This window comes from Lutibacter holmesii (genome assembly GCF_042679665.1).
GTDB lineage: Bacteria > Bacteroidota > Bacteroidia > Flavobacteriales > Flavobacteriaceae > Lutibacter > Lutibacter holmesii.
The window spans coordinates 125,068-137,552 of sequence record NZ_JBHTMV010000004.1; the positions used below are offsets into that span (position 1 = coordinate 125,068).

General features: G+C 29.5%; 10 protein-coding genes. 1 reads left to right on the forward strand and 9 read right to left on the reverse strand.

Annotated elements, in window-relative coordinates; translation table 11 throughout:
- Positions 1–51 precede the first annotated feature (51 nt).
- A complete protein-coding gene (locus ACFQ5N_RS08900) occupies positions 52–1,815 on the reverse strand; it encodes an LruC domain-containing protein (RefSeq protein ID WP_386809146.1) in 1,764 nt (587 codons plus the stop codon).
- Positions 1,816–2,083: 268 nt separating this feature from the next.
- Here ACFQ5N_RS08900 and ACFQ5N_RS08905 point away from each other — a divergent pair, with 268 nt between their 5' ends.
- On the forward strand, positions 2,084–2,695 hold the full coding sequence (locus ACFQ5N_RS08905) for a DEAD/DEAH box helicase (RefSeq protein ID WP_386809147.1): 612 nt from the start codon (positions 2,084–2,086) through the stop codon (positions 2,693–2,695).
- Between the two features lie 22 nt (positions 2,696–2,717).
- Here ACFQ5N_RS08905 and ACFQ5N_RS08910 read toward each other — a convergent pair whose 3' ends face one another.
- The 8 genes from ACFQ5N_RS08910 to ACFQ5N_RS08945 form a co-directional block, all read right to left on the reverse strand.
- The gene (locus ACFQ5N_RS08910) at positions 2,718–3,452 is read right to left on the reverse strand and encodes a LytR/AlgR family response regulator transcription factor (protein ID WP_386809148.1); all 735 of its coding nucleotides are present in this window, start codon (positions 3,450–3,452) and stop codon (positions 2,718–2,720) included.
- 2 nt (positions 3,453–3,454) lie between these two features.
- The gene (locus tag ACFQ5N_RS08915; protein ID WP_386809149.1) at positions 3,455–4,495 is read right to left on the reverse strand and encodes a sensor histidine kinase; all 1,041 of its coding nucleotides are present in this window, start codon (positions 4,493–4,495) and stop codon (positions 3,455–3,457) included.
- Positions 4,496–4,501: 6 nt separating this feature from the next.
- The gene (locus ACFQ5N_RS08920; protein WP_386809150.1) at positions 4,502–5,725 is read right to left on the reverse strand and encodes an ABC transporter permease; all 1,224 of its coding nucleotides are present in this window, start codon (positions 5,723–5,725) and stop codon (positions 4,502–4,504) included.
- Between the two features lie 2 nt (positions 5,726–5,727).
- A complete protein-coding gene (locus ACFQ5N_RS08925) occupies positions 5,728–6,471 on the reverse strand; it encodes an ABC transporter ATP-binding protein (RefSeq protein ID WP_386809151.1) in 744 nt (247 codons plus the stop codon).
- Positions 6,472–6,477: 6 nt separating this feature from the next.
- On the reverse strand, positions 6,478–7,674 hold the full coding sequence (locus tag ACFQ5N_RS08930; RefSeq protein WP_386809152.1) for an efflux RND transporter periplasmic adaptor subunit: 1,197 nt from the start codon (positions 7,672–7,674) through the stop codon (positions 6,478–6,480).
- 11 nt (positions 7,675–7,685) lie between these two features.
- A complete protein-coding gene (locus ACFQ5N_RS08935; protein ID WP_386809153.1) occupies positions 7,686–9,017 on the reverse strand; it encodes a TolC family protein in 1,332 nt (443 codons plus the stop codon).
- A gap of 211 nt (positions 9,018–9,228) precedes the next feature.
- Positions 9,229–11,724, reverse strand: a complete 2,496-nt coding sequence (locus tag ACFQ5N_RS08940) for an ABC transporter permease (protein ID WP_386809715.1) — start codon at positions 11,722–11,724, stop codon at positions 9,229–9,231.
- Between the two features lie 44 nt (positions 11,725–11,768).
- Positions 11,769–12,458, reverse strand: coding sequence for an ABC transporter ATP-binding protein (locus ACFQ5N_RS08945; protein ID WP_386809154.1), 690 nt, complete (start codon positions 12,456–12,458; stop codon positions 11,769–11,771).
- Positions 12,459–12,485: the final 27 nt, after the last annotated feature.

A 12,485-nucleotide genomic window follows, 5' to 3' on the forward strand; every position in this document is an offset into this window, starting at 1 on the left:
CCTCAGATTATATTTTAATCTGAGGTTCTTAAGTTTAGTTAGTAATGATTCTTAATTCTTTAAATTCTTATTATTTCTATATCCAGATTTATCTTGATACCAATCTGAATACGTTGAACCACCTGTAGTAGCCCAATCAGCAAAATAGTTATAAGCATCGGTAATAACAGTGCTTTCTTTTGGAGCACTAAAATCTCCAGTAACATTTATAGCCCAAGGCAATCCTTCAGGTGTTTTAAAATTACCATCAGCATCTTTAACTGTTGGTAAATCGTCTATAGTTGTTGTAGTTGGAAAATATGTTGTAGGTTTATTTGGTAAATGTATTTCAGTAAGTCTATCTTTATTAACAATTAAGAAAGGATTAAAAGGCGCTGTACCTAACGTTTCCGTGGTTATAGGTTCAGAAAATATAACAGAAATAGTATTGAATAAATTTTCATTTTCTTGTGCGTTATCAAAAAATATAATTACTGCGTTTGGTTGATTTTGTTCTGTTCCGTTTGAATTGTTTGTTATAATTCCTTCAGTTAAATTCATTCCAGTTACACTTGAAATTAATGATGGTGATACACCTTCAAGTTCCACACCAAATCCATTAGTATAACCGGCTCCAATTGATTCTACTTTGTAATTAAAGTCTACTTGTGTTACTTTATTTTGAGCATTTAAAAATGTTTCAATATTGTAACTAATAATTAAATCATTAAAATCATAATCACCAGAATATGGCCAAAGATCTTCAAATGCTATTGTACTTACTGCAAATTTAGTAGGATAAAATATTTTATTAACTACTTCAGTACAATCACCTGCAACTGTTTCTGTAATAACAACATTATCAATAAAATTACCAACACTTATACTACCTGCAGTACTTACAGCTTCAAATAAAAAATAAGTATCTATTTGTCCTTCTGGCACTTTATATGTTCCAGAGTATTTTTTCCAGGCTGTATTATCCGTAATCATTGTAACTTCAGTAGTCGCAGTTGCCAAATTTTCTCCTATTCGAACCACAGCTTTGTCTGTTCCTGCTCTTCCCCTATGCCAAACAGACCAACTTATTTCTGCACCTGGACTTGTACAAATACGCTGATATAAGGCTGCATTTTTATTTGCATTTAGTTCGGCAAAATAGGTTCCGTTTTGTGCAGGAACTCCATTGAATCCAGAATTCCATAACTCTATTTTACTATCAGTAGCTGTTGTAGACCAGCCTTCAACATTATTTTCACTTGTAATAATAAAGGTTTTAGGTAGTGATGGTCCGTTTTCAAAATCTCCATTTAAAAAGAAATTGTCTTCACATTCTACACATCCGTTATCATTAGTTTTATACGATTCATTGGTTTTTCTTGAAGATTTAGATGAATTAGAAATATTAAAATCAATTTCATTATTTATGATGTCAATAATTTCTGAGGAATACTCTAATCCATCTTTTCTTGATATGTATACTTTATTATAAACGGTAGATAGACTAAAAACGTGAACAATACTTCCGTTAGATGGTTTTCCTGAATAAAGTAAATTATTAAGTGCTTCAGAAATATTTTCTTCTTCTGAACTATAATTAGTTGAATACGCGAAAATTTCATATTTTACATATGGTGTTGCATCATTAATTGTTAATGTTACATTTCTTTCGGTTTCAAAATTAAAATCACTTGGAATTGATAAATTTTCTAAAATTTGTTTTGAAGTCTCTACAATTATTTCAGTTTCAGGCTCTTCTATTTCATCTGAATTTGGAGTGCATGAAATATAAATCACTAAAAAAGACAATAGCACGTATAGGTTTAAAGATTTCATAAAATATAAGTTTGAGGTTCTGCAAAAATTATTATTTCTTTTCTTAGCATTAAATTTACAAATAAAATTGCAGATTTTTTTAAAAAACAATAACAAATGTCATTATTTACATAATAAACGGGGTGTAAATAATAATAAATGGTATATTTCACATGTGAGATACCTCCTTCAATTATTTTTATTACATATTTCAAAATAGAAATTAGAAACTTCTTCCATTTATTTTAATACAATCTTATATTTGCATAAACTATAATAAACTTATAAAATGCCTTTTAAAAAATTACATTTAGAGATTCAAGAAAAATTAAAGGATCAAGAAATTGTAACACCAACTACTTTTCAAAGTAAAAGTATTCCGGTAATTAAAAGTGGTTCAAATGTTTATTGTACCGCCCCAAAAAATAGCGGAAAAACAACTACACTAATTTTAACTACTTTACAAAAGTTAAAATATGAGGCTGTTGGAGACCTTCCTAGAGCTATAGTTCTAGTTGAAAATAAAGAAAAGGCTAAAGAATTGTATGATGCTTTTTTAACCTATACCAGACATAGTAGTTTACGGGTTTATGTAGGGCTTGATCACGTGTATCTTGATTTGCAAAAATCAGAAATATTTGAAGGTATTGATATTCTAATTTCTACACCAACAAATATGAATAAATTGTTTTTGTTAAACGGAGTTAGTACTTCACAATTAAAGATTTTTAGTATTGATGATGCTGAATTTTTAACTCAAAAAAAAGCATATAATTCATTAATGTCTATTAGTCAAAGTATTGCAAAATGTCAGTTTGTAATTTATTCAGAAAAAATGCTTCCTGTTTTAAAGAGATTTGAGTCGTATTTTATGGAATATTCTAAGAAAATAGCTGTTTAAAACACAAAAAAGAATGTTTACTCTAATTGTTTAATGAATTATTTGAAATAAATTCTAAGAATTTTGGTTTGTACTGCTCGGACACTGTAATTCGTTTGTTATTTATTATAATTTGACTACGTTCAATTTCTTCTATGTTTTTTAGTGAAACTATGAATGACCTGTGCACTCTCATAAATTTAGTTTCTTGAAGTTCTTCTTCTAAAGATTTTAAACTCATTAGCGTTAAAATAGGTTTTGGATTGTCTTTTATCCAAATTTTTATATAATCTTTCAATCCTTCAAAATACAAAACATCAGCTAATTTAATACGTAATTGTTTGTATTCAGATTTTACAAAAAGAAATTCTTTTTCTTCAGAAAGTACTGTTGGCTGTTGACCTTTTACCAATTCAAACCATTTATTCGCTTTATTTGCGGCAACTAAAAACTCTGCATAATCAAAAGGTTTAAGCAAGTAATCAAGTGCTTCAACTTTTATACCTTCTAAAGCGTATTGATCAAATGCTGTTGTAAATATAATTCGAGTTTCTTTAGGTAACATTTTAGAAAACTCCAAACCCGTTAAATCTGGCATTTGAATATCTAAAAACAGTAAGTCTACAGGATCAGTTTTTAAATATTCCAATGCTTCAATGGCACTACTGCATTTTTGTTTAAGTTCTAAAAACGCAGTTTTTTCTACATAGCTTTCAACTAAATTAATAGCCATTGGTTCATCATCAACAATAATGCAAGAGATTTTTAATTTGCTCATATTTAGTCAGTTTCAATTTGTAGCGTTACTTTAAAGCGATTGTCTTGAATTGCCGTTTTAAATATGTGTTTTTTTGGATATAATAATTGTAAACGTTTTTCTAAATTTTGTAACCCTATTCCTGAACCGCTTTTATCATTGGTTTTTTTAGGTAAATTATCATTTTCTATAGTAAAAAAAACAGTTTTATTTTCACAGGTCATATTAATATCAATACTACTTTCTTTATTTGCAGCAACTCCATGTTTAAAAGCATTTTCTACTAACGAAATAAATAATAATGGTGCTATTTTAATTCCAAAATCAGTTGATGGAAATTTATAATTAACCACGGTTTTATCTGAAACTCGCAACTTCATTAAATCTGTATATTTTTTCATGAAGTCTATTTCCTTTGAAAGTGGTACTAATTCCATATTGGTTTCGTACAACATATAACGCATTAATTTTCCTAAACCGTGTATAGATGTTTTTGCCTGTTCAGGCATTACATCAACCAATGAATAAATATTATTTAAAGAGTTAAAAAAGAAATGTGGTTGTAATTGGTAATGCAAATGTTGCAATTCTGATTGTAATTTTACATTTGCCGCATCTTTACGTTCAGCTTCAATTTTAACCCATCTTTTTGTACTTTTTATTGCTATTGCAAACAGTAAGGGCGCCATATAAGAAATTGATTGAATGTAAATAAACATTCTTATTGGCGGTCCTTGGTTCTTTTTATCAACTTGGAAATTACGCGATAATTCTTCAAAAAAAGTGCTTTCTATTAACTCTTTTAAAAAAACAAATAATGCAATTATTAAACAATTAAAGGCAATGAATTTAAGTGTTTTTTCAACAAATAAATATCTATCAATTAAAACAAAATAATTGAAATAAAATATAACAGCATAAAACCCTAAAGGAATCCAAAAGTGAGCTACTACTCTATTGATATTTAGTTGCTGCGTTGATGCTGATAACATATAAGGCATACTAACTAATACAATCCAAACTAATAGGTGAGAAAATACTGTTATTTTTTTGTTTTTATCCATAATTAATTATTCGTATCTCAACGCTGTAATTGGGTCTAAAGCTGCAGCCTTTCTTGCTGGGTACCATCCAAAAAATATACCTGTTATAGCACATACTGCAAAAGATATAACAATAGAATACAATGCAACACTTGTAGGCCAATGTAAGAAATTTTCAATAAATAAAGTAGCTCCAAGGCCTAAAACTACACCTATTAAACCACCAGTAATACTTATTAAAATAGCTTCAATTAAAAATTGCATTAAAATATCAGATCCCTTACCTCCTACAGCCATTCTTAAACCTATCTCTTTTGTACGTTCTTTTACAGAAACATACATAATATTCATAATTCCAATACCTCCAATTAATAATGAAATACTTGCTACCGCAACCAATAAAATTGTTAGCATTTCACTAGTTGAACTAAATGTTGAAATTAATTCTTCCATAGATCTTACGGTAAAATCATCGTCTTCATTGTCCAACAATTTGTGTTGATCTCGTAAAATTTCAGTGACTTGAGTTACAGCTTCAGGTGCATCATCTTCACTAATTGCTGAAGCTACAATTTGATTTAAATAATCTATTGCTAAAATTCGTTTTTGAACAGTAGTATAAGGTGCAATTACGACATCATCTTGATCTTGACCAAAGGTGTTTTCACCTTTTTCTTCTAAAACACCAATTATTTTAAATGGAATATTATCAAAACGAATCATTTGTCCTACAGGTTCTTCACCATCAGGAAAAATATTATCTACAACTGTTTGTCCAATTAAAGCCACCTTTGCTGCAGATTTTACTTCAGCATCTGTAAACATACTTCCACTTTGAAGATCTACCACTTTAATATTTAAATAATCTGGATTTACACCGTAAATTGTACTTGGCCAGTTATTAGAACCATTAATTACTTGTCCGCCACCATTTACCATTGGTGTAATGTAACTTAATAAATTAGTGGTTTCCTCTTTTATTTTGTAGTAATCTTTTAATGTTAAGGTTTGCACATTCCCACCACTTCCTCTTGCCGGACCTCTATCATCTGCTCCTGGTCTAATAGTAATCATATTAGAACCCATACTTGAAATTGTTGTACGGATACTTTCTTTAGAACCTTCACCAATAGCTAACATTGCAATTACAGATGCTACACCAATTATAATTCCTAACATGGTAAGCAAAGTTCTTGTTTTATTAAGAATAATGGCTTTAAATGCAATTTTAAATAAATTTAATAGTCTCATAATTAATCTTCTTGTTTTGGTAATTTAGCCAATTCAACTGCAGCAGATTGCACATTGTTATTTTTATAATCTTGAATAATATTTCCATCTTTTAAAACAATGGTTCTGCTACTAAATTCAGCAATATCAGGCTCATGAGTCACAAAAGTAATAGTGATTCCTTTTTTGTTTAACTCTTGAAATAAAGACATTATTTCGTAAGATGTACGTGTGTCTAAGTTTCCTGTTGCTTCATCGGCTAAAATCATTACAGGGTTGTTTACAAGTGATCTTGCAATTGCCACACGTTGTTGTTGCCCTCCTGAAAGTTGTGCTGGTGTATGATCCATTCTTTCACCTAAACCAACCATTTTTAACGCTTTTATAGCACGTTCTCTTCTTTCTTCATTTGAAACTTTACTATTGTATAATAAAGGTAATTCTACATTTTCAATAGCTGATGTTCTGGCTAACAAATTATATGATTGAAATATAAAACCAATTTTTTCATTTCTAATAGTTGCTAATTCATTTCTACTTAAGTCTTTAACTCTTACACTGTCTATTTCATAAGTTCCTGAAGTTGGCTGATCTAAACATCCTAAAATATTTAGCATTGTACTTTTACCAGAACCACTTGAACCCATTATTGTTACAAATTCACCTTCTTCAATACCAAAAGATATTCCTTTTAGTGCGTGAACCGTTTCGGTTCCCATTGTAAAATCACGCTTTAAGTCTTGAATTTTTATAATTTCTTTTTTCATAACGGCTTATTTTTTACCTGGTGGTTTTGGCATAAATGGACTTTCACCTGCACCTTTAGGTCCGGCTTCAGCTCTTGATAAACCTTTTAAGCTGTAAACCAATTTATCACCTTCATTAACTCCACTTAAAATTTGTACGTGTACACCATCACTAGCACCAAGTTCTACTTTTTTTGAAGTAATACTTTTATTAGCTCCAAGTACCCAAAGTGTAGTTTCTTTATTAGAATTGTTATTTGCATTGTTAGGTAAATTATGGTGTGTATTGTACATTGCTAAAGTTTCAGAAACAGGTTTAAAATTAATAGCTTTCGCTTCAGCAGTTAATACATCTTTTAATTCTAATGTATAGATTGAAATTGTTGCAGTTAAACCTGGTTTTAACTTAAAATCTGGATTGTCAGCTTTAATTACCACAGTATAAGTTACAACATTAGAAGAAATAGTAGGATCTAAGCGAACCTGAGTAACTTTCCCTTGAAATATTTCACCTAAATAAGCATCAACTGTAAATGTAACACGTTGTCCTTCTTTTACGTTTCCTATATCAGCTTCATCAACATCAGCTTCAACTTGCATTTCTTTTAAATCTTGTGCAATGGTAAAGAGTGTTGGTGTGCTATAACTTGCCGCTACTGTTTGGCCTTCATCAATATCTCTTGAAAGTACAACACCATCTATTGGTGCGTATATATTTGCATAACTTAAATTAGTTTTTGCTTTTTGAAGATCAGATAAACGTTCTGTTACTGTTCCTTTTGCTGTTTCAAAATCATAAATAGCATCGTCAAAATCTGATTTACTAATTACCTGACTATCAAATAATAATTTTTGTCTGTCGTAAATTTTTTGAAGGTAGTTTTTTTGAACTACAGCATTGTCATATGAAGCTTGCGCCTGATTTTTTGTAGCTATTAAGTTTGTTTTATCTAACTCAGCTATTAATTGTCCTTCTTTCACTTCGCTGTTGTAATCCACATAAATTTTTTCAACAACACCAGAAACTTGTGTACCAACATCTACTTGGTTAATTGGTTCAATTGTTCCGGTAGCAGTTACCATTGTTGTTACATCAGCTTTTTTAGCAATAACTGTTTTTGCTTCAATTATAACAGCTTCATCGCCTTTAAAAAAGTTGTAGGCAATAATTGCAAGAAGTATAATTGCAATGCTACTTATAATAATTTTTTTATTTGTTTTCATGTTGTAATTAATTAAAGTTTAATATCGTTTCCTTGGTAAAATTGTAATAATTGGTGGTATAAAATATTTAGATATTTTGATTGTAAATATGTTTGTTGTGCATTGGTATATGTGTTTTGACTAATAACCAAATCTGTTGTGCTTAAATCTCCTAAATCATATTTTTTTTGTGCAAGAATGTATGATTGTTCTGCAGCAACTTTAGATGCTTCAGAAGCAATAACTTGCTCTTGAGCTGATACAGCATTTTGATAAGCAGTTTCAACTTTTTTATACACTTCTTTTTCAGTATTTGTTTTTTGAATTTCAGCTTTTTCAATATTTATTGTAGCCGTTTGTACTGCAGCTTTGGTTTGATTTTTATTGAAAATAGGAATGCTTAATGATAAACCTAAACTTTGGTTGAAATTTGTATCAAATTGATCTGAAAATGAATAGTCATACGTACTAGAATATCCAGTTCCTAAATTCCCTGTTAACGATAAAGTTGGTAAGTAACCACCTTTAACAATATCTAGTTCTTTTTCATTTGCTTCAATATCTAAAGCGCTAACCTTAAGTTCAGGTAAATAGTTGATAGCGTTTTCATATATTTCTCTTTTATCAAGTTTATAATTAGCCAAATCTTGATTTTCATTTATTGACTCAATTTCAATATCTTCCAAAGGAGGAAGTTCTAATAATTGTTTTAAAACAATAATATTTTGTTGATAGTCATTTTTGGCTGCAATAACATTAAATTTGTTTGTAGCTGCTTGGCTTTGCGCATCTGTATAATCATTTAAAGCAATTGTTCCTGCATCTAAACGTGATTTTGCTCTTACTACCTCATTTTCTGAAGCAATTAAATTATTTTCAGCAATTGTAATACTTTCTTTGCTGTATAATGTTTGCAAATACGTTTCTAAAATATTTAAAACAATATTATTTTTTTCAACTTCTTCTTGAAGAATACTTTGGTTTAATAATACTTTGTTTTGTTTAATTTGATTGTTTATTTGGTTTCCTTGAAACAAGGTCATTGAACTTGAAATACCAACATTTGTACTACTAATTTGATCTGTTACAAAATCACTGGTAATTGGATCAATACTATTACCATTTGTAAAACTTTGTGAAGCATTACCATAAACACCCGGTAATCGTGATGATTTAGAAGTGTTATAATCTACTTCAGAAATGTTGGTGTTTAATTTAGCATCTTTAACAGTAATGTTATTCTCAAGTGCGTAGTCAATACAGTCTTGTAATGACCATACTTTTGGTGTTACTGAATTTGAAGCATCTTGAGCAAAAGCTATTTGCGCAAAAAGTAAGCTTATTATAATGAGATATGATTTCATTTTTTTTGAGTGTTTTAATTTAACACTTCAAAGATGATATTATCATACTTTATTATGAAAGGCAATATACGTTTGAGGTTATTTGCTATACAAATGCTGCTGTTTTATCGATGAGATTATTTTAAAAACAACAACTATATTTCTTTTGTGAATTTAATTGCTTTGTGGAATTTTAATGTTCTTTTCACCAGTAAACAAAGGAAATACTACGTTAAACCTCTTTTCTTAAAACTTCTAAAGGCGCACTTTTTAAAACACTTCTTATATTACTTAAACCAATTAACAACACTAACATTGTAATTCCTGGTAGAAATATTAAGAATGGAATTATAGAAGGAATAAAAGGTTCTTTAAATAAAAATAATGCTAATAATTGACTACTTAAAAGTGACAACAAAATACCTACTAAACTTCCTATAACACCTAAATACAAATACTCTAATGCTGTAATTTGTAAAATTTGTTTACTTTTTGCGCCCAAAGTTCTTAATAAAACACTTTCTTTTATACGTTGGTATTTGCTGTTTTTTACCGAACCTATTAAAACAATAATACCAGTGAAAATACTAAAGAACGCCATAAAATTAATAATCCAAGAAATTTTATTTAAAATATCTTCTATTATAGTGTAAACCTGTTGTAAATCTAATACTGAGATATTTGGAAATTTTTGAACCAAATCTTGTTGCAAGTTTGCTGAACTAACTTCATTAGCAACGTTGGTAGTTAAAACATTAAATTGTGGGGCATTTTCAAGCACTCCTTTTGGAAAAACTACGGTAAAATTTAATTGCATTCTACCCCAATCAACCTTTCTTATGCTGCCAATTGTAGTTTTCATTAAAACACCTTGAACATTAAAAACTAGTTCGTCTCCAACTTTTACATTGGCATCTCTTGCAATATTATCTGATATTGAAATAACTATAGGTGTTCCTTGTGCAACGCTACCTGTCCAATTTCCTTCTACTATTTCTTCTGAAGCTATTAAAGAATCACGGTAAGTTACTCTAAATTCGTGATTTAAAAACCATTTTCTATTTTTTGAAGTAGTATCTCTTCTAATTGTATTAACCAATTCACCATTAATTTTATGCAATCGCATGGTAACAATTGGAATGTCATCTATAATATTTAATTCCTTAGAAACTACGGTGTTAATAACTGCTTGCTTTTGGTTGTTTTGAACATCCATTAAAATAATATTGGCAGTTTCTTGATTGTTCTCAATAGATGTTTTAGCCAATAAAATATCTTTCGTAAAATATAAAGTGCTGATTAAAAATGTACCTAAACCTATGGCTAAAATTAGCACCATTGTTTGGTTATTTGGTCGAAATAAATTTAACAAACTTTGACGTTTTGTAAATCCCCAATTACTAGGAAAATACTTTTTAATAGCATTTATAAATAGGCTTGCAATACCTGCCATTATAGAGAATGTGATTAAAATTCCAACGGTAAAAACCAATCCGAAAATTATATCTTTTAACAACCAAATAGAAAATAAAAACACAAAAAGTAAAATAGCTGCAAAGGTTAAAATACGTGCTTTTCTTGGTTTTACTAAGTTCTCTTCAGTATTTCTTAAAACTTCCAATGGCGAAACATACCAAGTACCCAATAGCGGTAATAATGCAAATAAAACCGACATTAAAACACCCAATGTTATTCCAATAATTAGAGGTTGTAAAGTAATTACTATTTGCACATCAAAAGGTAAAAAACCTTTTAAAATATAAGGAAAAGCGTATTGCAAACCAATTCCAATAACAGCGCCTAAAACACCACCAATTAAACCAATAGCAATCACTTGAATAAGGTAAATTAAAAAAGTTTGCTTTCTTGTAGCTCCTATACATTTTAAAACTGCCACATTTTTTAATTTTTCTTTAATATAAATATGTACAGAACTTGCAATACCAATACAACCCAACAAAAGCGCAATAAAAGCAGCTAAATTTAAAAATTTACTCACATTATCATACCTTCTTCCTAATCTATCGCTTGTACTTGTATGTGTATCTAAATCGGCATTTTCATCATCTAAAATAGGATCTATTTTTTTATCTAATTCTTCTAGGTCTTGGTTTGAAGTTGCCTTGAAAAAATATTGATATTCTTTTCTACTTCCTAATTGTAACAATTCTGTTTTTTCTATAAATCTAAACGGAATTAAAACTGTTGGCGCAACTGAACTTGAGAAAGCTGTACTACCCGGAATAGATTTTAAAGCACCAATAATAGGAATGGTAAGTTTTCCCAATTTAATAGAGTCACCAGGTTTAACATTAAATTGTAGCATTAAAGTTGCATCTACCACTGCTCCACCCAATTCTTGATACGAAGAAGCTGCAGTTTCTGGTTCAGTATCTAAAGTTCCGTAAAAAGGAAAATTACCTTCAATAGCACGCACTTTTACTAATTTTGTTCCATTGTTTTTTGAAAAAGCAGCCATAGAAACAAAATTAACTTCAGATGCGGCTGCACCTAAAGAATCTATAATTCCTTGCACTTTTTCTGTAGGAAGCTGTCTACTGTCAATAATAAAATCAGCGCCCATCAATGCTTTTGATTGGTTTTTTATGTTTTGTTTTAAGTTATCACTAAATAGTTGAATGGAAACAACAGCTGCAATTCCTAAAATAATTGATGCCATAAACAACATAAGCCTAGAAATACTTGCTTTTCCATCTCTCCAAGCCATTTTTAATAGCCATTGTACCGATGCTTTTGAGGTTAAATTACTCATTAACCAATAGTTGTTTTTTGATTAGACAAAATTGAACCTCCTTTTAACCTTAAAATTTGTTGAGTTCTATTCGCTAAATCTAAGTCGTGAGTAATAATTACAAGTGTTGTACCAGCTTCTTTATTTAATTGAAATAGTAATTGAATTACTTTTTCACCTGTTTCTTCATCTAAATTTCCTGTAGGTTCATCAGCAAATAAAATACTTGGTTTGTTAGAGAAAGCGCGCGCTAAAGCAACTCTTTGTTGTTCTCCACCAGATAATTGCGATGGATAGTGATGAAGTCTATCTGCCAATCCAACTTTTTGCAATAGCTCTTTACCAATTTTTGTTGCGTTTTTTTCGCCTTGTAATTCTAAAGGTACAATTACATTTTCTAAAGCAGTAAGTGTTGGCAATAATTGAAAGTTTTGAAAAATAAAACCAACCTCTTTATTGCGTAATTTGGCACGTTCATCTTCATTTAAATTTTCTAAATTACTTCCACATAATTCTATAGAACCGGCACTTGGATAATCCAATCCAGCACATAAACCTAATAAAGTAGTTTTTCCACTTCCTGAAGGACCAACAATTGAAAATATACTTCCTTTTTCAACTTCAAAAGAAATATGTGATAATACAGTTAATTTTTTTGAACCACTTGTATAAGTCTTCTCTAGTTCATGAATCTTTAATATCTTTGTCATTCTATATGCTTAAATAATTTACCAAAT